Annotated in this window: 23 protein-coding genes and 1 riboswitch; of the genes, 20 read left to right on the top strand and 3 right to left on the bottom strand. The window is 39.5% G+C overall.

The genetic code is table 11. From position 1 onward, the window contains the following. Positions 1 to 3: 3 nt before the first annotated feature. From CFS60_RS02175 to CFS60_RS02165, 3 genes are all read left to right on the top strand, one after another. On the top strand, positions 4 to 1,671 hold the full coding sequence (locus tag CFS60_RS02175) for a ribonuclease J (protein ID WP_088825182.1): 1,668 nt from the start codon (positions 4 to 6) through the stop codon (positions 1,669 to 1,671). A gap of 98 nt (positions 1,672 to 1,769) precedes the next feature. Continuing rightward, positions 1,770 to 2,423 carry a DUF4352 domain-containing protein gene (locus CFS60_RS02170; protein ID WP_088808968.1) on the top strand — a complete coding sequence of 218 codons (654 nt, stop codon included), beginning with the start codon at positions 1,770 to 1,772 and terminating at the stop codon, positions 2,421 to 2,423. Between the two features lie 15 nt (positions 2,424 to 2,438). Then, on the top strand, positions 2,439 to 2,888 hold the full coding sequence (locus CFS60_RS02165; protein ID WP_088838765.1) for an NUDIX hydrolase: 450 nt from the start codon (positions 2,439 to 2,441) through the stop codon (positions 2,886 to 2,888). A 25-nt stretch (positions 2,889 to 2,913) separates the two neighbouring features. Here CFS60_RS02165 and CFS60_RS02160 read toward each other — a convergent pair whose 3' ends face one another. Then, positions 2,914 to 4,515 (bottom strand): ABC-F family ATP-binding cassette domain-containing protein, encoded by a 1,602-nt coding sequence (locus CFS60_RS02160; RefSeq protein WP_088808966.1) that lies wholly within the window; start codon positions 4,513 to 4,515, stop codon positions 2,914 to 2,916. A 100-nt stretch (positions 4,516 to 4,615) separates the two neighbouring features. On the opposite strand from CFS60_RS02160, the gene CFS60_RS02155 reads away from it, so the two are divergent. The 8 genes from CFS60_RS02155 (at position 4,616) to CFS60_RS02120 (ending at position 11,783) form a co-directional block, all read left to right on the top strand. Next, entirely contained in the window at positions 4,616 to 4,999 is a 384-nt protein-coding gene (locus CFS60_RS02155) for an MmcQ/YjbR family DNA-binding protein (RefSeq protein ID WP_088808965.1), read from the top strand. Positions 5,000 to 5,054: 55 nt separating this feature from the next. After that, positions 5,055 to 5,155, top strand: a riboswitch (TPP riboswitch). Positions 5,156 to 5,221: 66 nt separating this feature from the next. After that, positions 5,222 to 5,782, top strand: coding sequence for an energy-coupled thiamine transporter ThiT (gene thiT, locus CFS60_RS02150; RefSeq protein ID WP_088808964.1), 561 nt, complete (start codon positions 5,222 to 5,224; stop codon positions 5,780 to 5,782). A 206-nt stretch (positions 5,783 to 5,988) separates the two neighbouring features. Continuing rightward, on the top strand, positions 5,989 to 7,176 hold the full coding sequence (locus tag CFS60_RS02145) for a betaine/proline/choline family ABC transporter ATP-binding protein (RefSeq protein WP_088808963.1): 1,188 nt from the start codon (positions 5,989 to 5,991) through the stop codon (positions 7,174 to 7,176). Next, positions 7,176 to 7,829 carry an ABC transporter permease gene (locus CFS60_RS02140; protein ID WP_088808962.1) on the top strand — a complete coding sequence of 218 codons (654 nt, stop codon included), beginning with the start codon at positions 7,176 to 7,178 and terminating at the stop codon, positions 7,827 to 7,829. The genes CFS60_RS02145 and CFS60_RS02140 overlap by 1 nt, the downstream gene beginning before the upstream one ends. A gap of 12 nt (positions 7,830 to 7,841) precedes the next feature. After that, positions 7,842 to 8,765 carry an osmoprotectant ABC transporter substrate-binding protein gene (locus tag CFS60_RS02135; protein ID WP_088808961.1) on the top strand — a complete coding sequence of 308 codons (924 nt, stop codon included), beginning with the start codon at positions 7,842 to 7,844 and terminating at the stop codon, positions 8,763 to 8,765. After that, the gene (locus CFS60_RS02130; protein ID WP_088808960.1) at positions 8,762 to 9,433 is read left to right on the top strand and encodes an ABC transporter permease; all 672 of its coding nucleotides are present in this window, start codon (positions 8,762 to 8,764) and stop codon (positions 9,431 to 9,433) included. The genes CFS60_RS02135 and CFS60_RS02130 overlap by 4 nt, the downstream gene beginning before the upstream one ends. A gap of 65 nt (positions 9,434 to 9,498) precedes the next feature. Then, positions 9,499 to 10,830, top strand: coding sequence for an Nramp family divalent metal transporter (locus tag CFS60_RS02125; RefSeq protein WP_088808959.1), 1,332 nt, complete (start codon positions 9,499 to 9,501; stop codon positions 10,828 to 10,830). A 119-nt stretch (positions 10,831 to 10,949) separates the two neighbouring features. Beyond that, positions 10,950 to 11,783 carry a hypothetical protein gene (locus CFS60_RS02120; protein ID WP_088808958.1) on the top strand — a complete coding sequence of 278 codons (834 nt, stop codon included), beginning with the start codon at positions 10,950 to 10,952 and terminating at the stop codon, positions 11,781 to 11,783. Positions 11,784 to 11,827: 44 nt separating this feature from the next. On the opposite strand, the gene CFS60_RS02115 is transcribed toward CFS60_RS02120, so the two are convergent. Beyond that, positions 11,828 to 13,345 carry an ABC transporter permease/substrate-binding protein gene (locus tag CFS60_RS02115; RefSeq protein ID WP_088815266.1) on the bottom strand — a complete coding sequence of 506 codons (1,518 nt, stop codon included), beginning with the start codon at positions 13,343 to 13,345 and terminating at the stop codon, positions 11,828 to 11,830. After that, on the bottom strand, positions 13,342 to 14,319 hold the full coding sequence (locus tag CFS60_RS02110; RefSeq protein WP_088808956.1) for an ABC transporter ATP-binding protein: 978 nt from the start codon (positions 14,317 to 14,319) through the stop codon (positions 13,342 to 13,344). The genes CFS60_RS02115 and CFS60_RS02110 overlap by 4 nt, the downstream gene beginning before the upstream one ends. A 160-nt stretch (positions 14,320 to 14,479) precedes the next feature. Between CFS60_RS02110 and murB the strand changes: the two genes are divergently transcribed. The 9 genes from murB (at position 14,480) to CFS60_RS02065 (ending at position 22,283) form a co-directional block, all read left to right on the top strand. After that, positions 14,480 to 15,385 carry a UDP-N-acetylmuramate dehydrogenase gene (murB, locus tag CFS60_RS02105; protein WP_088808955.1) on the top strand — a complete coding sequence of 302 codons (906 nt, stop codon included), beginning with the start codon at positions 14,480 to 14,482 and terminating at the stop codon, positions 15,383 to 15,385. Between the two features lie 97 nt (positions 15,386 to 15,482). Further along, on the top strand, positions 15,483 to 16,526 hold the full coding sequence (locus tag CFS60_RS02100; RefSeq protein ID WP_255377273.1) for an AI-2E family transporter: 1,044 nt from the start codon (positions 15,483 to 15,485) through the stop codon (positions 16,524 to 16,526). 63 nt (positions 16,527 to 16,589) lie between these two features. Next, on the top strand, positions 16,590 to 17,867 hold the full coding sequence (locus tag CFS60_RS02095; RefSeq protein ID WP_088815264.1) for an ectonucleotide pyrophosphatase/phosphodiesterase: 1,278 nt from the start codon (positions 16,590 to 16,592) through the stop codon (positions 17,865 to 17,867). A 4-nt stretch (positions 17,868 to 17,871) separates the two neighbouring features. Next, entirely contained in the window at positions 17,872 to 19,104 is a 1,233-nt protein-coding gene (locus CFS60_RS02090; RefSeq protein ID WP_088815263.1) for an MFS transporter, read from the top strand. Positions 19,105 to 19,185: 81 nt separating this feature from the next. After that, positions 19,186 to 19,782, top strand: a complete 597-nt coding sequence (locus tag CFS60_RS02085; protein ID WP_088808951.1) for a VanZ family protein — start codon at positions 19,186 to 19,188, stop codon at positions 19,780 to 19,782. A 160-nt stretch (positions 19,783 to 19,942) separates the two neighbouring features. Next, positions 19,943 to 20,284 (top strand): PadR family transcriptional regulator, encoded by a 342-nt coding sequence (locus CFS60_RS02080; protein WP_088825188.1) that lies wholly within the window; start codon positions 19,943 to 19,945, stop codon positions 20,282 to 20,284. After that, entirely contained in the window at positions 20,268 to 20,591 is a 324-nt protein-coding gene (locus CFS60_RS02075) for a DUF1048 domain-containing protein (RefSeq protein WP_088808949.1), read from the top strand. Before CFS60_RS02080 ends, CFS60_RS02075 begins: the two co-directional genes overlap by 17 nt. Before the next feature lie 15 nt (positions 20,592 to 20,606). Beyond that, a complete protein-coding gene (locus tag CFS60_RS02070) occupies positions 20,607 to 21,515 on the top strand; it encodes an ABC transporter ATP-binding protein (RefSeq protein ID WP_088838764.1) in 909 nt (302 codons plus the stop codon). Positions 21,516 to 21,521: 6 nt separating this feature from the next. Further along, complete coding sequence (locus CFS60_RS02065; RefSeq protein ID WP_088808947.1) at positions 21,522 to 22,283, top strand: ABC transporter permease; 762 nt, start codon at positions 21,522 to 21,524, stop codon at positions 22,281 to 22,283. Positions 22,284 to 22,353: the final 70 nt, after the last annotated feature.

Raw genomic sequence — 22,353 nt, 5'->3', positions numbered from 1 at the left:
GCTTTGACAATTAAAAAAGCGAAACAGATAAAAATCATTCCTCTTGGTGGAGTGGCTGAAAGCGGAAAAAACATGTATGTGGTAGAAGTGGACGATGAACTTTTCGTCCTTGATGCGGGGCTGATGTTCCCAGAAGATGAATTGCTCGGCATCGATGTGGTCATTCCCGATTTCCGCTATTTGGAGGAAAATAAGGACCGTGTTAAAGCGATTGTACTATCGCACGGACATGAAGATGCGATTGGCGCCTTACCGTACTTACTTCAAAAAGTAAAAGCGCCAGTTTACGGGACGGAGCTTACGATTGAACTTGCGAAAGCTTCTGTAAAAGAGTATAAAAAAGTGCGCTTTAAAAATTTCCACGTGATTGATGAAGATAGTGTCATTGAATTTAAAAAAGCAAATATTCGTTTCTTCCGGACAACACATACGATTCCTGATTCCGTTGCAATCGTTGTTGATACTAGTGAAGGCGCGATTGTTTACACAGGAGACTTTAAAATTGATCAATCGGCGAAAGATGGCTATGAAACAAGTTTGAGTGCCATTGCTGATATTGGAGAGTCGGGCGTTCTCGCGCTTCTTTCCGACAGTTCTGAAGCGGAACATCCTGGGACAACTTCTAGCGATAGCGACATTGAGGAAGAAGTGCGTCACGCTTTCCGCACAGCAGAAGGACGAATCATTGTGGCATGCGTAGCCTCAAACGTCATTCGCTTGCAGCAAGTTTTAGATGCTTCTGCCGCAACAAAGCGTAAAGTCGTTATTGTTGGAAAGGAATTGGAACGAGTAGTAGAGATAACAAGACGCCTTGATAAACTTATTGTCGAAGATGATTTGATTATTTCTCATAAAGACATGAAGAAATACAAAGATCATGAAATTACGGTGATTGAAACTGGGAATCTAGGCGAGCCCATTCAGTCGCTGCAACAAATGACAAAAGGTAACCATCCGCAGCTTAACATTAAAGCGGGCGATACGGTTTATGTCACTACGACACCAAGTCCTTCGCTTGAAACGATGATGGCGAAAACAATGGATATGCTTTACCGGGCGGGCGCTCGTGTTCTGACAATGAGTCGCAATTTATTCATTTCTGGTCACGGGAGTCAAGATGATTTAAAATTGGTCTTAAACTTGTTGAAACCGACGTATTTTATTCCCGTTCACGGAGAGTATCGGATGCTCATTAGTCATGCTAAATTAGCTTATAGTGTCGGCATTCCGAAAACGAACGTTTTTGTCGCTGGGAAAGGCGATGTGGTAGAATATAAAGCAGGCAAAATGACAATGGGCAATCGTGTTTATGCTGGCAATACGCTCATTGACGGTTTAGGTGTTGGCGATGTTGGTAACATTGTCTTGCGCGACCGCAAATTGCTTTCAGAAGATGGTATTTTCATTGTGGTTGTAACATTAAACCGCAAATCGAAAACAATTGTGTCGGGTCCTGAAATTATTTCGCGTGGCTTCATTTATGTGCGCGAATCGGAACATTTGATTGAGGAATCGGCCAAAGTGGTGAGCAAAATTGTTTTAGACAACTTACAAGAAAATGAATTTGAATGGGCGAAACTAAAACAAGATATTCGTGATAAATTAAATCGTTATTTGTTTGAGCAGACTAAACGTAGACCGATGATTTTACCGATTATTATGGAAGTTTAACAAAACTGCAAAGCCAGCGATGGTTTTGCAGTTTTTTGCCTCCCTGTTCAATAAATGATATGATAAACACAATATTTCATTAAAAAAGGAGACATAATATGGTATTTTGGATTTTTGGTGGAGTCATCTCCTTTATCTTATTCATTATAGGAGTGGTCATCCTCTTTTTCCCGAAAAAAAGAAAAGTGGGTGCCATTATTCTTGGAAGCAGCACAGTTTTGATGATTGCTTCGATAATTGGGATTATTGTGGCGTTTAAGAATTTCCAAGACGTGCAAGATAGCGTGCGCAATTTCTCAATGACCAATGATTCAGGGGAAAGCTCGGCAACGGAATCGAAAACATATCCTGTGAATTTTAAGCAGACGGACAACCAAATTGAAAGCAAGATTACGAGTATCAAAGTGGAGAAAAAAGCGATTTATTCTTCGCTTGAAGACAAAGAATTGCCGGGAAGTGTGACGGTAGCGCTTGAAATCACGAATCATGGGGACAAGAAAGTGACCACATATCCGAATCAAGGGGAATTGAAGACACCGAAAGAAAGTGTGAACGGCGGCGATATGCTCCTTTCAACTTTCGATGATAGTGAAATCGAAAAAGGAAAAACGATTTCTGGTGAGCTAGTTTTCCCGATTAGCAAAATTGATAAAGTCAGTGATATCAAGTGGATTTCTTTATCATGGCTTTCTTATGTGGGTGATTCGCTTTCGCCTATTACGATAGATACGGGTCAAATTACTTTAAAATAAGAAACGGGGCAGATGATGGATTATATCAATTGGATTCGTTCAAAAGTAGGGCATGAAAAAATTATTTTGACATTCGTTGTAGGCGTTATTGGGAACGGGAAAGGTCAGATTTTAATGCAACGCCGCGGAGATAGCAACCTTTGGGGATTAACGGGTGGGGCAATGGAACTTTCTGAGAAACCTGAAGATACACTTCGACGTGAGATTTTTGAAGAAACAAGTATCGAAAAGTTTTCGGTTAGGGACTTTCAAGGTGTTTATACGACGCTTGAACAGCACTATCCAAATGGTGATGTTGCGCAGTGCATCGATTTAGTCTATCAAGTTGTTGTATCAGAAAACGTTGATTTAAGCTTTAACAATGAAGAAACGTTGGAACTGAAATGGGTGGGACAAAACGAGATTCCGCCGCTTTTCAATCCAACGCATATGGAAATTATTGAAGATTACTTTAAAAAAGCGTGAATCCAGTTGGATTCACGCTTTTTTATCAGTCATTCACTTGCATGACTTCTGCTAAATAGCCGTCATAACTAATTTCTTTATTGTAGAAATTATCTTTAGAAAGGTTCACAATTCGCGTTGCTATACTTTCAAGTAGTTGATGGTCATGTGAAGCTAAAATCATCGCGCCTTTAAAGCCAAGTAGGCCGTTATTTAGAGCGGTAATCGACTCCAAGTCCAAGTGGTTAGTAGGCTCATCAAGCAGTAGTACGTTGGAACCTGAAAGCATCATTTTCGACAACATACAGCGTACCTTTTCGCCCCCAGAAAGTACTTTCACTTTTTTTAGCACTTCGTCACCGCTAAAGAGCATGCGTCCAAGGAAGCCGCGCAGGAACGCTTCGGAATCGTCTTGCGGAGAATATTGGCGCAGCCATTCCACGAGATTTAGATTGTTTTCTGTGAAAAACTCAGAGTTATCTTTCGGGAAGTAGCTTTGGCTTGTTGTCACGCCCCAGCGGAAAGTCCCGGAATCCGGCTCCATTTCACCAGCTAAAATCTGGAATAGCGTCGTTTTCGCAACTTCATCGTCACCAACGAGCGCCACTTTGTCATCGCGATTAATCGTGAAGGAAACATTATCTAAAACCTTAACCCCGTCAATCTCTTTGGTTAAATTTTCTACGGTTAGGAGGTCATTGCCGACATCCCGGTCAGGCTTAAATTGAATGAATGGATAGCGCCGACTTGATGGCTGAATATCTTCTAGCGTAATCTTTTCAAGCATTTTCTTACGGCTAGTCGCCTGTTTTGATTTGGAGGCATTCGCACTGAAACGCGCAATGAAGTCCTGAAGTTCTTTCATTTTCTCTTCTTTTTTCTTGTTGCGGTCGCTCATCATTGTTTGCGCCAGTTGGCTCGACTCATACCAGAAATCGTAGTTTCCGACATAGAGTTTAATTTTGCTGAAATCAAGATCGGCAATATGCGTACATACTTTGTTTAAAAAGTGACGGTCATGCGATACGACAATAACCGTGTTCTCAAAGTTGATTAGAAACTCCTCTAACCAATGAATCGCCCGAATATCCAAGTGGTTTGTTGGCTCATCGAGTAGCAAAATGTCAGGTTTACCAAATAAGGCTTGTGCAAGTAACACTTTCACTTTTTCAGAACCTGTTAAGTCTTTCATCATTTTACCGTGAAGTTCAGATGGAATGCCAAGACCGTTTAAAAGGACAGCTGCATCTGGCTCAGCTTCCCAACCGCCAAGCTCACCAAATTCGCCTTCGAGTTCAGCCGCACGGATACCATCTGCATCGCTGAAATCCGGTTTCATATAAATTGCGTTTTTCTCTTCCATGATGTCATAAAGCGTTTTATGACCCATAATGACGGTGTTTAAAACGAGTTCATTATCATATTGGAAATGGTCTTGTTGAAGCACAGCAAGGCGCTCGCCAGGCGTGATATGCACATTTCCTGATTGCGAATCCACTTCACCTGATAGAACTTTCAAAAATGTCGATTTACCGGCCCCGTTTGCGCCAATTAAACCGTAACAATTACCTGGTGTAAATTTAATCGATACATCTTCAAATAGCTTTTTATCGCCATATCGAAGTGCGACGTTATTCACTGTTAACATTATTTTCCTCCTATAAAAAAGCACATTATCCCTATTTTACCATGCTACCGCTCGTAAATAAAGCTTTTCACGTGTTATACTAAAAAAAGAGGTGGGGCAAATGGAATTTGAATTAGAACGAATAAAATGGGTTGCCTTTTGCGAGTCCTTACAAGGAGCAAAACTGACTTTCCCGTTTGGAAAAGAAGCAAGCGTAATGAAAGTTGGCGATAAGATGTTTGCGCTTATTCATCGTCACCAAGATATTCTGTTCATTAGCGCAAAATGTGAGCCTGAACGGGCTGAACGTCTAAAGGAAGAGTATCAGGCGATTGTACCGGGCTATCATTTGAATAAGACGCACTGGATTTCGGTGATGATTTCTAGCGATTGCGATGTGCCAGATGAACTGCTTTCTGCCATCTTGGAAAATAGCTATAAGCTGGTTTTTGCGAAGCTTAGTAAGCGAAAACAAAACGCGGTGCTTTTTTCAGGAGAAGAATAGGGTTTACTTTTTTTCTTGGCATGGTATAATAGGTTTTATTAAGAATTTCATATTACGTTACCACAGGGGGGGCTTTAAGCTGAGATTGAGTGTTTCACTCTGACCCTTTGAACCTGTTCGTTAATACGAGCGTAGGGATTGTGGCGATTGCATTTTTCATATTGAAAACTGCTTTCTTCTGCGGTGCGTGTATGTCCAAAAGAAGAAGGGAGTTTATTTTTTATGGCAAACAAACGTTTAATTGTGTTACTGGAATGTGCAATTTTTGCAGCGATTGCGATGATATTAAGTTTTATACCACTTGATATCGGTTCGAGCTTTTCGATTTCGCTCGGCATGATTCCCATGTATGTAGTAGCAATTCGAAGGGGCTTTTTAGCTGCTGGATTTGCTGGACTTCTATGGGGGTTGCTTCATTTTTTAACAGGAAAAGCTTATATTTTAATGTGGAATCAGGCGCTCATTGAGTATGTGCTTGCTTTCGCTTTCATTGCTTTTTCTGGAATTTATTCTAAAAAAATCAGAGCCTTTTTAACTGAGAAAAACTTTAAAAAAGCCATCACTTTTGCGTGGGTGGCGATGTTTGCGGGAGGTATTGCTAGGTATTTCTGGCATTACCTTGCTGGTGTTCTATTTTGGGGAGCGTATGCATTCGCTGGTTGGAGTGCCCAACTTTTCTCCATTGTAATGAACGGACTAAGCTGCCTTGCGACAATAGTTGTTTGTGGCTTGGTGATCACCGTGATGATGAAAATGAAACCGCAGTTGTTTCTGCCGAAATAAATTAGGAAACTCTTTGTAGCGCCATCTACAAGGAGTTTTATAGTGCTTAGAAGTTAGATATGTTGCGTTTTGCTAGGCACAAGTATATACTTTTTATATAGTCTCCTTATAGATAGTTCTATAAGGATTTTTTGTTTAGACGCCTAGAAAATAGGGAACTTGACTAAAGATTGGTTAAAATAGAAATACATATGGAGGTGTTCTTCGTGTTAAAGTTTGAACACGTTACGAAGACGTATAAAGGTGGGAAAAAGGCGGTTAGTGACTTAAACCTGAATATTGAAAAGGGTGAATTTATTTGTTTTATCGGACCAAGTGGTTGTGGGAAAACGACTACGATGAAAATGATAAATCGTTTGATTGAACCTTCTGAAGGTAAAATTTTCATTAACGATAAGGATATTTTACAAGAAGATCCAGTAAAACTTCGCCGTTCAATTGGGTATGTGATTCAACAAATTGGTTTAATGCCGCATATGACGATTCGCGATAACATCGTTTTAGTCCCAAAGCTTTTGAAGTGGTCGGATGAAAAGAAACATGAACGCGCTAAGGAATTGATTAAACTGGTCGACTTGCCAGAAGAATATTTAGACAGATATCCATATGAGCTTAGCGGTGGACAGCAACAGCGTATTGGCGTACTTCGTGCCTTAGCAGCTGACCAAACGCTCATTTTAATGGATGAACCGTTTGGGGCACTTGACCCGATTACGCGTGATGCACTTCAAGAGGAATTTAAAAGCTTGCAGCAGGAACTTGGAAAGACAATTATTTTTGTGACGCATGATATGGACGAAGCTATCAAACTAGCGGACCGAATTGTCATTATGCGTGACGGAAAAGTTGTACAATTTGATACACCAGATGAAATTTTGCGTAATCCTGCTGATTCGTTTGTTGAAGATTTCATTGGAAAGGATCGCTTGATTGAGGCACAACCGAATGTAACAATCGTTAGTCAAATTATGAATCCAAAACCAGTTTCCATTACGGCAGATAAATCTTTACAAGCTGCGATTCAACTTATGAAGGAGCGCCGAGTAGATACGCTTCTTGTTGTTGACGAACGCAATATTTTGAAAGGTTTTATCGATGTCGAGCAAATTGATTCTAACCGACGAACAGCAACATCTGTTGTGGATATTTTGGAAAAAAATGTATTTTACGTGAAGGAAGACGCGCTGCTTCGTGACACCGTGCAACGGATTTTAAAACGTGGCTATAAATATGTGCCCGTTGTAGATAACGATAAGAAACTCGTTGGGATTGTAACGCGAGCAAGTCTTGTTGATATGGTTTACGATTCTATCTGGGGCGATGATGATATGGCTTCTACTTCGGAGGAAAAGAAAGGCGAAGAACTTGCGCACAGTAGTCAGGGGGGAGAATAATGGATGCGATTACGCAATTTTTCCAAGAAAATGGGCATAACTTGCTTGTTCAAACTTGGCAGCATCTTTACATATCGCTTGCCGCTGTTATTTTAGGCATCATTGTGGCTGTTCCTGTCGGCATCTTGCTGACGCGTTCACCGAAAGTGGCGGATTTTGTAATCGGCGTTGTGAGTGTCTTGCAGACTGTCCCTTCGCTCGCGATTCTTGCGTTTATTATTCCAATTTTAGGTGTTGGAACATTCCCTGCGATTATCGCACTATTCATTTATGCGCTCTTGCCAATTTTACGGAACACGTTTATTGGCGTGCGTGGTGTGGATAAAAACTTAATTGAATCAGGGCGCGGCATGGGTATGACAAGTTTCCAGCTTATTATAAATGTGGAAATTCCCAATTCGATTTCCGTCATTATGGCGGGCATTCGGCTATCGGCTGTGTATATCATTGCATGGGCAACGCTCGCATCATATATTGGTGCCGGTGGGCTAGGCGATTTTATTTTTAACGGTTTAAATTTGTATCGCCCAGATTTAATTTTAGGCGGTGCAATTCCAGTTACGATTTTGGCGCTGCTCGTTGAATATTTCCTCGGTAAGCTCGAAAATGTGTTAACACCAAAACCACTTCGCGATGCGAGAAACAACGGTTAGGAGGGACGGAAAATGAAAAAAATTACAACTTTAATAGCTGTTTTATGTGCGTCTTTCGTCCTTTTAACAGGCTGTTCATTACCTGGTTTAGGCGGGGGTTCAAGCGATACCATTCGAATTGGTTCGATGTCGACAACAGAATCGCAAATTGTTGCAAATATCGTGAAACAAATGATTGAACATGACACGGATTTAAAAGTAGAAATGGTAAATAATTTAGGCTCATCTGTCGTGCAACACCAGGCGATGATGAACGGAGATGTGGATATTACCGCGACAAGATACACGGGCACGGATTTAGTTGGCCCACTTGGCGAAGAGCCGATTAAAGATCCAGAAAAAGCGCTTGCGGCAGTTCAAAAAGGCTTCGAAGATAAATTTCAGCAAACTTGGTTCGATTCATATGGATTCGCGAACACATACGCATTTATGGTGCGACAAGACACCGCTAAAAAATATAATTTAAACACGATTAGCGATATGCGTCCGGTTCAAAACGAGCTTACAGCTGGGGTAGATAATTCTTGGATGGAACGTGCCGGTGACGGGTATAAAGCTTTTTCAAAGGAATACAACATCGACTTCAAAAAAATATTCCCGATGCAAATTGGTTTGATTTATACGGCGCTTAAAAATGACCAGATGGACGTGGCGCTCGGTTACTCCACAGATGGACGGATTCCAACCTATGATTTGAAGATTTTAGAGGACGACAAAAAATTCTTCCCGCCATATGACGCGTCACCTGTAGCTACAGACGAGATTTTAAAAGAACACCCAGAACTTAAAACAACTTTAAACAAACTGGTTGGAAAAATTTCGACAGAAGAAATGCAGAAGTTAAACTATCAGGCTGACGGTAAATTGAAAGAACCGTCTGTTGTTGCAGAAGAGTTTCTTCAAAAAAATAACTATTTTGAGGATGAAGGCAAATGAATACGTTTAATCAATTAATCGACTATTATGCGACCAATGGGGCATATGTGGCAGAAGCTTTTTGGCGACACTTTTTGATGAGCATCTACGGTGTGCTTTTCGCAAGTATCGTGGCGATTCCACTTGGCATCTATATCGCGCGTAAACGCCGTCTTGCCAATTGGGTCATTCAAATTGCGAACATCATTCAAACCATTCCAGCGCTTGCAATGCTCGCTGTCTTAATGCTGATTATGGGACTTGGCACAAACACCGTCGTACTCTCACTCTTTTTATATTCACTATTACCTATTTTAAAAAATACGTATACGGGTATACAAAATGTAGATGGCGCTTTGCTCGAATCAGGCAAAGCCATGGGGATGACAAAATGGCAAGTTTTACGCATGATTGAGTTGCCACTCGCACTTTCCGTCATTATGGCCGGCATTCGTAACGCACTCGTTATCGCGATTGGCGTTGCAGCCATCGGAACATTCGTAGGCGCTGGGGGACTAGGCGATATTATCGTTCGGGGGACAAATGCGACCAATGGAACAGCCATTATTTTGGCTGGCGCTATTCCAACCGCGCTCATGGCTATCATCGTCGACCTCGTACTCGGATTTATCGAACGTTCGCTAAATCCTGTTAAAAATAAAAAGAAAAAACTTACAGAAGCACTTTAGAAACAAACTGGCAAATGTGGTGTACGTCTAGCTACATTTGCCTTTTTGGTACAAAAAGAGGAGGGATGCTTTTGAAAAAGGAAAAGCAAGCTTGGCGCCGCAAAGAATCAGACTCGTCACTAAGCGAAGTGAACAACACCGTTAAAGTACCTCAAAATGCCACTTTTTTCAGAAAACTTCTTGCGTTTATGGGCCCAGGGGCACTGATTGCCGTCGGCTACGTAGACCCAGGGAACTGGGCAACGAGCATTGCCGGCGGATCTGAGTTTGGCTACACACTCCTGTCAGTCATCCTCATTTCAAACCTCATGGCGATTTTATTACAGTCACTTGCCTCCAAACTTGGCATTGTCACCGGCCGCGATTTAGCCCAAGCCTCACGAGATAGCTTTCCAAAAGGCGTGTCATTCGTTTTATGGATTTTAGCAGAATTAGCCATCATTGCAACCGATATAGCAGAAGTCATTGGGAGTGCCATCGCATTAAATCTCCTTTTTGGGATTCCACTCATTTGGGGCGTCTGCATTACATCGCTCGACATCTTTCTTGTTTTACTCTTACAACATCGTGGTTTTAGATACATCGAAATTATCGTCATTACGCTGATGGTAACCATTTTAGTTTGTTTTGGCATTGAACTTATCATGAGCCATCCAGATATGGCCGCAGTTGCGAAAGGGTTTGTCCCTCAAAAAGAAATCGTTACGAATCCAGCAATGCTCTATATCGCGCTTGGAATTCTAGGTGCAACCGTCATGCCGCATAATCTTTATTTACATTCCTCTATTGTGCAAACAAGACAGTATGAACGAAACTTAAAAGGCCGGAAAGAAGCCATTAAATTTTCATTTATCGATTCTACTTTTTCGTTAACAATGGCTCTTTTCATTAATGCCGCTATTTTAATTTTATCGGCGGCCGCGTTTTATTATACTGGGCATAGGGAAGTTGCTGGGATAGAAGATGCATATAAATTGCTTGATCCAACACTTGGAAGCAGCATTGCGAGTACGCTTTTCGCAGTGGCGCTACTCGCATCTGGGCAAAATTCGACACTTACAGGAACGCTAGCAGGACAAATTGTGATGGAAGGCTTTCTGAATATACGTTTAAAACCATGGCTACGAAGACTGCTTACGAGACTATTAGCCATTATTCCAGCCGTCATAGTAACGGCGCTTTACGGAATAGAAGGAACCAATGATTTACTCATTTTGAGCCAAGTTATTTTATCTATGCAATTATCATTTGCTGTTATCCCACTCGTTTTATTTACAGGAAATAAAAAGAAAATGGGAGTATTTGTGAATGCCAAATGGTTGCAAATACTATCATGGACAGTGGCCATTTTCATTGCATTGCTGAATATTTACCTCCTCATTCATACATTTGTTTAACGATAATAATATTATGTAAACTATAAATTAGAAACATCTTAATATTTTCCCTCGAATTTTTCACCTAGATTCGTTATAATTAAATTATCAGAATAAGCGTAGTAAAGGTGTTGATTATAATGGCTAGCAAAATGTTGAAACCACAGAAAAAACTTTTAGAGCAAGACCATGTGTTACCTTATAAAATAGATGCACAAGATCAATTATTTCAAGTTGTCATTTTTACAAAACTAGGAAAGATCTCCGGCATCACAGTGCTAAGAAGTGAAGATGAATTAGCCAGCCGAGAAGAGGCTCTAGCGGTTGTTCAAAAATTACAGAAGTACAATTTTTATTTTGAATATTTGACAAAGCGGGCAAGTATTGTGAAAGAGCGGGACAGTATTGTGGCCGAACGAATTGAACAAGCTCAACTCATTTTAAACAATAACGTTCTGTTTGGAGAAGAACTTCAGCCGACAATCGACCAACTTAGTTTGGCTCTTGAAGTATACAAACAACAGCAACATAAAATGGATATTTATCAAGAAGATATTGCGTTACTTAATGAAAAAATTAAAGAACAAGGGCTTATTAAACCAGAAGACTGGAAATCAGCAGAAGATTTATCGATTGCTTTCATGAAGGCTGCATATGCACAAACCATTTATTTAGAAGCAACAAGAGAAAATCGGGTGGCACTTGCTAAATGGTATCATAGCCATCAAAAACAACTCCCTTCTGAAGAACGAAAAGCGCTTGCTAAAATGGTAACCGTTTTAAGCGATACAAATGGCGGTTTAGTCTTTGATCAAATTATTTCGCTACTTCCACTTGTAGAAGAAGGGCTATTAATTGATAAAACAAACCCGCTGCCAAAACGTGCACAAGAGTTTAATATGGAATACGAAGCACATTGTCGCTTCTATAAACCAAATACGAATAAAATCATAGAACTTATTCGAAATGAATGAGAAAAACGGATACTAAAAGCAATGAGCTCTTAGTATCCGTTTTTTTATTTTTTAAGAATGTTTTCTTTGATTAAAAAGGCACGTGCGACTTCTTCGGCAGATTTTCCATTTACATTAACTTCATAGTTCATTTTCCGCATTTCGGCATCCGTAATTTTGCCAGCAAGCTTATTGAGTGGCGCCCTAATTTCTGGGTACTTCTCAATCGTTTTAGTTAGCATTAGCGGAGCACCTTGATAAGGCGGGAAAAATTGTTTATCATCTTCTAAAACTTTCAATTTATACTGCGCGAGCTCACTATCTGTTGAATACGCATCAAGCAAATTAATATCATTCGCTAAAATAGCATTGTAGCGCAGTTTTGGTTCCATCGTTTTGACATTATCAAATTGTAGGCCGTACGTTTTTTGAATGCCTTTATAGCCATCATCACGGTCATTGAATTCCAACGTAAAACCAGCTTTAACAAGATTTTGGACGCCAGGTAAATCGGAAATTTTCTGCAAATCATTTTGTTTCGCGAAATCATTTGATACCGCGAGGGCATACGTATTGTTGTATTGCATCGGTTTTAAGTAAGTCATGTTAAATTGCTTAGCAAGTCCGTCCCGTGCTTGTTCGTACACTTGATTCGCGTCATGCGATTTAGCAGGGTCGTTTGTAAAGGTTTCTAAAACGGTGCCAGTAAACTCAGGATAGATATCGATATTGCCGGATTTAAGCGCGTTAAACAAGAAACTGGTTTTCCCCATATTTGGCTTTAAATTCACCGTTAAGTCCGTTTCATCTTCAATGACTAGCTTATACATATTGATGAGTATTTCTGGCTCTGCACCAAGTTTACCTGCAATGGTAATTTCCTTTTTGTCGGTCGTGAAGAGCGGGACAATAATTAGGGCAGCAGTCAGCAGGACGCCGATAGACACCGTTATAATTGTGCTTCTGAAACTGGCTTTTTCCAAGAAGCGTAAGAGGACATCAAATAAAATCGCGAGAAGCGCTGCGGGAATGGCTCCGAGCAAGATTAAACTATTGTTGTTGCGGTCGATTCCGAGCAGGATTAAATCCCCGAGTCCACCAGCACCAATTAGCGCAGCAAGCGTTGCAGTTCCAATAATTAGTACCATCGCCGTGCGAATGCCGGCCATAATAACAGGCATGGCAAGCGGCAGCTGAACTTTGTAAAGGCGACGCCATTTGTTCATTCCCATTGCACGAGATGCTTCAACGAGAGCCGGGTCGACTTCATTGATCCCCGTGTATGTATTTCGCAAAATCGGGAGAAGCGCATAAATAACAAGCGCGATAATCGCTGGAACAATCCCAATTCCAACAAGCGGAATCAAAAGACCAAGAAGAGCTAAAGACGGTATGGTTTGAAAAATAGCCGCGACTTGGATAATCGGTTCAGCTATTCGCTTATGTCGAGTTAAGTAGATGCCAAGCGGGAGGGCAATTAAAACCGCAATGAAAAGGGAAATGAATGAAATTTGAATGTGCTGAACGAGCGCCGTCCAAAGAACATCTTTTCTTTCAACGAACGTATTAATGAGCGTATTCATTTCGCATCACCAACCTGTTCTAATTGACTAGCTAAAAACTTCGTCAAATCTTGATGTGTCACAACATAAGTTTTCCCGTCATCATTTTGAATTTGCACCGCATTGTTCCCTGAAAGTGCCACAATCATTTCGCTAATCGCCGCATCGCTTTTTAAAACAGGTAAATTTGGCGTATTTTTTTCCTCTATAGTTAAAAGCTCTATAATATCTTTGGCTTTTTTATTTTCAGGCAATAGATGAGGCTTCGCAATATTTCCAGAATCAAGGAAATGTCTAACAAAATCATTTTTCGGGTTTTTGAGAATATTAGACGGCGTATCACATTGAACGATTTCTCCGTCTTGCATGAGGCAAATTCGGTCACCAAGTGCCAGCGCTTCTTGCATGTCGTGTGTCACGAAAACAATCGTCTTTTTAATTTTCTTTTGAAGGAGAGAAATATCTTGTTGTAATTTTTGACGAGTGATAGGATCAAGCGCGCTAAATGGTTCATCCATTAAAATGATACTTGGGTCGGCTGCTAGTGCTCGCACAACACCAACACGCTGCTGTTCGCCGCCTGAAAGTTCTTTCGGTTTACGGTCGCGATAAGATGCTGGATCAAGGCCAACCATTTCAAGTAGTTCTGTTGTACGGTTATAAATCTTTTCTTTGTCCCATTTTTTAAGTTCTGGTACAATCGCGATATTTTCAGCAATCGTCATATGCGGGAAAAGGGCAATTTGTTGTAATACATAGCCAATATCAAAGCGAAGCTCATGAATATTGTAGTCACTAATACGTTTTTCGTCGATGTAAATCGTTCCAGTAGTAAGTGGAATGAGACGATTAATCATTTTAAGTGTTGTTGTTTTTCCACAACCACTCGGTCCAATGAAGACAAAAAATTCACCGTCTTTTATATCTAAGTTAAGTTTATTAACAGCAACGTTATCGTCAGTATAGTTTTTAGTGACATCTTTAAAGCGTATCATAAGGGCCTCCAATCTTTTAAAACAAAAAAGCGAATATTTGTTCCTACAATTTACCATTTTTTTTTATGAAAAACAATTATTTTACATTATTTTGTAAAAAACAGGCTTCGTGGTAAAATAGAAGAAGTGAAACTTACAACGTGAATGGAAGGTTTATAAAATGGAAAAAGTAGCGAAAAATTTAAGTGAAGTCTTACCAGAATTAATCATTAAAAAACAGGAAAGTCTTGCTAACTATACATATACAAAAACTGGTGGTCATGCAGACTTATTTGTGATGCCAAAAACAAAAGAAGAAGCGCAAACCGTTGTGAAATTTTGTCATGATGAACATGTGGCACTCACAATTTTAGGTAACGGTTCGAATTTAATTGTAAAAGATGGCGGTATCCGAGGTATCGTCTTGTATTTAGATTTATTAAATAAAGTGGAGCGACGGGAAACAACGATTTATGCGGGGAGCGGTGCCAAACTAATTGACGTATCACGTTTTGCACGCGATGAGAGTCTGACAGGACTTGAATTTGCTTGCGGGATTCCTGGTTCAGTTGGCGGTGCACTTTATATGAATGCTGGGGCATATGGTGGCGAAATTAGCGATTGTTTAGAAGGCGCAACAGTTTTAACAATGGCTGGCGAATTGCTCCACTTAGAACGTTCAGAATTAGCGGCGAAATATCGCCATAGTACCATTGCAGAAAAGAAATTGATTGTGCTTGAAGCTGAGTTTAAACTGGCGCTCTCGGAAAAACAGCCAATTGAAACGAAAATGGCCGAATTAACCGAGGCACGTGAATCCAAACAGCCACTTGAGTATCCTTCATGTGGCAGCGTATTTAAACGGCCACCAGGATATTTTGCCGGTAAACTTATTCAGGATAGTCAGTTGCAAGGGTTTCAAATTGGTGGTGCACAAGTTTCTAAAAAGCATGCCGGCTTTATCGTAAATGTTGGCGAGGCAACCGCAACAGACTATATGAAGGTCATCAAACACGTACAAGCAACTGTAAAACGCAATTTTGACGTCGATTTAGAAACAGAAGTCCGAATCATTGGGGAAGATTAAAGTGTCAGACTTGCGATGTATCTTTTAAAAAGATGGCTGTTTGCGGGGAAGTTATTTGTTACAATGGGATTGTTACTATTGTATGGGAGGACTATATTTGGAAAGTTTATTTGATTTTTTCAGCAAAAAAAGCACGCGACGTGTGTTAGTTTTTATGTTAGTCGTTTTTGTTTTGTATTTGCTCCGCAGTATGATGGATATTATCCTATTAACATTCATCTTTTCATTCTTAATTACAAGACTAGAGAACTTTATTTTAAAACGGATTTCCATTTACCGACAAATTATTGTGCTCATTTTATATGCCTTAATTGCGCTCGGGCTAACATTTGTTGTAGTCAAATACATACCAGTTCTAACCGAACAAATTGGGCAACTGGTGAAATTTGCTAATACTTTCTTTACACAGGATTCAAACAATGATTTCATTAACTATATCGTTACGATGGCGAATCAAATTGATATTATGAAATATACAGAGCAAGGCGTTCAAATGGTTGTCACGTATTTAACGAATATAAGCGTGGTTGCCTTTAACGTATTCATTGCCCTTATTTTAAGTCTGTTTTTCTCTTTAGGAAAAGATCAATTAATCACCTTCACCAATCAATTTGCGACCAGTAAAATTTCGTTCGTGTATGATGAGATAAAGTACTTTGGTACAAAATTTGTTGGCACTTTTGGTAAGGTGATTGAAGCACAATTTTTGATTGCCGTTGTGAATTGTGTCCTGACGACAATTGCTTTATGGATTATGGGATTCCCACAACTATTAACGCTTTCGATTATGGTGTTCTTATTGGGCTTAATTCCGGTTGCCGGTGTCATTATTTCGATGATTCCGCTCACCATTATTGCTTATACAGTTGGTGGTTTCCAATACGTCTTTTATATTTTAATTGTGGTTGTGATTATTCATGCGCTTGAATCTTACGTTTTAAACCCTAAATTAATGTCTGCTAAAACGGATTTACCGGTGTTTTATACATTCATCATTTTGATTTTTGGAGAGCACTTCTTTGGCGTTTGGGGACTAATTGTTGGGATTCCTGTCGTGATGTTTTTCCTAGACGTATTAGGGGTTACCGACCAAGCTGAACATTTACTTGAGAAGAAACCGAAAAAAGCGGATAAAACCTAGGCTATGTGTCTAGGTTTTTTTATTTGTTTTTGATACAATGGGAAAAGAAAGAGGTGCGTAGTATTGGATAGACATTTGTTTATAATTTCTTTTGATGCTTTAGGCGCAAAAGATTTGGAAGATATTGAAAGTTTACCAAATTTTAAAAAGATAAAGGAACAAGGCGCTCACGTTAAAAAAGTTCGCTCAGTTTATCCTTCACTTACATATCCAGCTCATACCTCAATTATAACGGGGCATTATCCGCTCGCTCATGGCATTGTAAATAATACAAAAATTCAGCCTGATAAAGCTTCGCCTGATTGGTATTGGTACAAAGATGCTATTAAAGTTCCGACATTATATGAACTGGCGAAAGCGAAAGGATATAAGACGGCTTCTTTTTTATGGCCTGTTGCTGCACATAGCGGTATCGATTATAACATCGCGGAAATTTTCCCAAATCGTTTTTGGTTAAATCAAGTGATGGTCTCTCTTTGGGGGAGCTCGCCACTTTTTCTTTTAAATATGAATAAAAAATACGGTCATTTGCGAAATGGGATTGAACAGCCGCAATTGGATGATTTCATAACGGCTTCAGTCATTGATACGATTCAAACGAAGAAACCGGGTCTTTTAATGGCGCACTTTGTTGACATGGACAGCATGCGGCATCGCTACGGGGTGACTTCAGATGAGGCGAAATCAGCGTTACAAAGACACGATAAACGATTAGGGGAAATCATTGAAGCTACCAAAGAGGCTGGTATTTTTGAAAAAAGTGTTTTTGCGGTTTTAGGTGACCACTATCAAATTGACGTCGACACGATTTTGCGCCTTAATATTTTGTTCGCGGAGTATAACTGGCTTAGCGCTGGCAATGACAATAAAATAGAGACGTGGCAAGTATATGCGAAAAGTTGTGATGGATCTGCTTATATTTACATAAAAAATCCTGAACTTGAAAGTCAAGTTTTCGAAGTACTGCAAAGTTTACCAGGGATTGAGAAAGTATACAATTCAACGGAAATCATTCGCTTAGGTGCAGACGCGGAAGCGACATTTATGGTAGAAGGGATCCCTGGCTGTTATTTCATGGATAACATCGACGGCCCACTCGTTGAAGAAGTGACACCAGAGAAAATCGGGCAGCCAGATTACTACAACGCTGTGCATGGGTATCACCCGCAGAAAAAAGATTACGAAACGACTTTACTTCTAAGCGGTCCGGGAATAAAACGCGGAAAAGAAGTGGAGCAAGCCAGTTTAATTGACGAGGCGCCAACCTTTGCAAGAATTTTGGGCTTTAAGATGCCAAAAGTCGAAGGGCAAGTCATCACAGACATTTTTGAGGGAGAATAAGTGAATGTTTACAAAAGAGGAGAAAAGTTGGATACTTCAAGATTGGGCGAATTCCGCCTATTCCATTATGATTACGACGGCGATTTTGCCGATTTATTTTAAAAGTTTAGCATCTAGTGCTGGAGTAAGCGATCATATGTCAACGGCTTACTGGGGGTATGCGAATTCAATTGGGACTTTGCTCATTTCTTGTTTGGCACCGATTCTTGGGACGATTGCGGATTACCAGTTTTTCAAAAAAAGATTCTTTAATATTTTTACGCTTTTAGGGGTTTTATGTACGGTTTCATTCGTTTTTGTGCCAAACGATGGCTGGCTTATTTTGCTTGGGCTTTATGCGCTATCTCTAATTGGTTTTTCGGGTGCGAATATTTTTTATGATAGTTTTTTAGTTGATGTGACGACGAATGACCGGATGGACCGGATTTCGTCAGCAGGCTATGCGTTTGGCTATTTGGGAAGTTCGATTCCATTTGTGATTTTTATCATTTTAAAAGCAACAGGAATACTGCCCATCAGCGAAGTGGCTTTAGTGAACATCGGTTTTCTACTTACAGCGATTTGGTGGCTTGGTTTTACGGTTCCTTTCTTTAGAAATGTTCATCAAAAGCATTTTCTGGAGCGAGTGAAAAATCCAGTACGCACGAGTTTTAAGCGTTTATTTACGACACTTCGGCAAATTAGCCAATACCGCACGATAGCGCTATTTCTAATCGCTTACTTCTTTTATATTGATGGTGTGGATACCATTTTTCGAATGGCGACATCATACGGTATTGATTTAGGGATTACGGACACAACGTTAATCATCATTTTGTTGGTCACGCAACTGATTGCTTTCCCGTTCACTATTTTTTACGGCTTTTTAGCCAAGCACTTTGGGGCGAAAAAGTTGATTCTCGTCGCCATTTTTGTCTACCTTATCATTTGTGTTTATGCAGTGTTCATGAAAACAACGCTTGATTTTTGGATTTTAGCAGTGCTTGTAGGAACAAGTCAAGGCGGCATTCAAGCACTGAGTCGTTCTTTTTTCGGGAAAATTATTCCAAAAGAGCGGTCAAATGAATTTTACGGTTTCTACAATATATTTGGTAAATTCTCCGCGATCATTGGCCCTGCACTAATGGGTATCATCACACAACTGACTGGAAATACCTCTTATGGTGTTGCCAGCTTAATCGTACTATTTTTAATTGGCGGGATTTTATTTTTATTTGTACGTGAGGAACGAATTTAAATTTTCTTTAAATCCTTTTAACGAATTGTTTATAAGTTAGCGCTATACTAATATAAACCATTCAAGTTAGGAGGAAACAAAATGAAAAAAATAGCTTCTATCGGAATCTTACCTTTTGTTTCCGTAGCGCTAGCGCTTTATCTTTACGTCTATTATTTTAAAGGCTGGCTATTATTTTACTTACATCACATTATGGAAATATATAGTTTTGTAGATTACATCGTGATTGGACTAACGGCACTTTTTATTTATCTCATCGGCGTACAGCTGATCGAATGGAAATTTAATAAGAAGTTAACGATTTTAGCCTATATGTTATATTTTGCTAGCTTGATTGTCCTATTATTTGGTAAAGCTAGTCATGTTCAAGGCTTTTCTTTTGAAACTTTTGATTTTATTTTTCCATTTTTAGAAGGGAATTTACGCGTCATTACGACAGGGAATATTTTAGCTTTTATTCCAATCGGCTTTTTATTTTATAAATGGAACTTTATTAGCACTTTACTAACAGCCATCATCTTAATTACGTTAGTCGAAAGCACTCAATTTATACTCGCCGTCGGTTTTTTTGATACAGGGGATATCTTTTTAAATGTGTTAGGCATTATGACTGGATATTCATTAATTCGTTTAAAAGTATTTATGACAATGAAAAAGAAAATCATAAAAAGTCAATGAAACTATTGGCTTTTTTTTGCGTATAAATGGCATAAGAAGCCCCTTTTTCGTGAGAGTGCTCTTTTTTATAAAAAAATTTAAACAAAAAGTGTTGACGAATCCACTACTTTGTATTACTATATAGTTGTACCTAGTAATACAAAGTAGAGAGGTGGACCTTATGAAAGGATTGACAGAACTGTTAAAAGGTGTCTTAGAAGGCATGATCCTCCAGAAAATTTCTAAAGGAGAAACATACGGTTATGAAATCACTAAGTATTTGAATGATTTAGGTTTTGATGAAATTGTCGAAGGTACTGTGTATACGATTTTAATGCGTGTAGAAAAGAAAGGCCTTGTAGAAGTTGAAAAGAAAAAATCCGATGTAGGACCTGCTAGAAAGTTTTACACGTTAAATGATACGGGTAAAGAAGAATTAGCAAGTTTTTGGAAACGTTGGGATTTTATTGCAGCTAAAATGGTAGAGGTCGAAGGAGGGGAACGAAATGATGAATTGGTATAAAAAATACCGCGAGGAAAAGCGTGCCTATAAAGCTTATAAAAAACGTGTTGCTGCCTTACCAACTGAGTATCGCCGTGTCATGGAGGGCATTCAAACGTATTTATGGAATTTCGCAAAAGGCTCAGGCATGATGGATATTTTAACGAGTGTTCTTGAAATGTTTGAAAGTGCCGTAGAGGACCAGCTAGATGTACGCGATGTTGTTGGTGATGATTTGGCAGAGTTTGCAGACAATTTATTAAATGAATTTCCAGAAGAAACTTGGATGGAAAAACAACGGAATGCACTTAGAAAAACGCTTAAATAGAAAGGAGAGGCTATGATGCCTATTATCGATATTCGGAATATTAAGAAAAATTTCAAAAAACAAACAGTTTTAGAAGATGTGAGCATTCAAGTAGAAGCAGGTAGTATTTATACATTGCTTGGTGCAAATGGTGCTGGAAAAAGCACATTGCTTAAAATTGTGACGGGGCTTTTAAATAGCGACGGAGGGAAAGTTGAAATTGACCAACTACCAGTTGATAAAGACCCGCGCGAAGCACAAAAAGTGTTTAGTTACAATGCCCAGCATGCAAGTGTTGACGAGGTATTAAGCGGTCTAGAAAATTTAGTACTGATTGGTAAGCTACGACACGTTTCAAATCCTAAAGCCGTTGCACTCTCCCTTTTAGAGCAATTTGGCTTGTTAGATGCGAAAGACAAAATTGTTTCCACGTATTCAGGGGGAATGAAACGAAGACTCGACTTGGCTATGAGTTTAGTAGGAGATGCTAAAATTTTATTTTTAGATGAACCTACAACAGGTCTTGATCCAAGTAGCCGCCTTGATTTGTGGAAAGTAATTCGGAAACTCCAAAGTAGTGGGAAAACCATTTTCTTAACGACGCAATATTTGGAAGAAGCCGATCAATTGGCAGACACCATAGGCTTTTTGAAAGATGGAAAGATTATTGCAACCGGAACGCCTAAAGAAATGAAACGCTTGGCGGGTGAGAACAGACTACATTTGACTTTCTCCCCAGAGGATTTAAAGCAAGCAAAAGAAGTTTTGATAGATTTCGAACCAAAAGTGCTTGCCCCTGAACTAATTTCTATTGAACTGACTGAAGAAATGACAACGATTTTGAATATTTTAAAAGTGTTGAACGACCATCACCTTGAGCCGACTGATTTTGAGACAATCCGTCCTACGCTTGACGATGTATTCGTGACACTGACGAAAGGGTGAACAATAATGAAAGAGTATTTCAGTGATATTTTCGCGCTATCAGGGCGCATTATTAAACACAACTTACGTAGTATTGATACGATGATTACAGTTGTGATTATGCCAATTATGATTATGCTAGGTATGGTATATATTTTCGGTGGTTCCGTGCAGATTCAAGGTTTATCCCATCAAGATTATGTGGATTACATTATGCCAGGGATTCTGCTTATTACAATTGCGTCAAGCTCAGCCTATACATCGCTTCGAATAAATCTCGATAAATCGGCAGGAATGTTTGAACGTTTTAAATCAATGCCAATCGCGAAGTCAGCAGTTTTAGGTGGACACGTGTTAGCATCTGTTATTTTTATGATGATTTCCTGTGCAGCAGTTCTTTTAGTAGGACTACTAATTGGTTTCCGTTCAGATGCAAACTTCGGAGAATGGCTACTCATTATTTTACTCCTTGTTTTATTCGCTTTTATGTTAACATGGCTCTCAGTCCCGTTTGGCTTAATGGCAGGGAGTATTGAAGGCGCAGGCGCATTCTCTTATGTCATCTTAATGCTCTTATTCGTTAGTTCAGCATTCGTTCCAGTTGAAGGAATGAACAAGTTTGTACGGATTTTTGCAGAAAATCAGCCGATGACACCAATTATTCAGACGTTGCGTGACCTATTTAACGCCCAGCCGCTTACGAGCGATGCTTGGCTATCACTTGCTTGGATTGCTGGTTTACTTGTTATTTCTTACATCGCAGGTATGAGAGTTTATCGGAAAGTATAATTAAATCGTAAGAAAAACCATTCCAATTGGAATGGTTTTTTTTATGAATAAATTCACTATATTGTCATAG

Source organism: Listeria sp. ILCC792 (genome assembly GCF_900186135.1).
Classification (GTDB): Bacteria; Bacillota; Bacilli; order Lactobacillales; family Listeriaceae; genus Listeria; species Listeria goaensis.
Note: the sequence above shows the minus strand (reverse complement) of the source record. Positions and strands in the feature narration are given on the sequence as shown.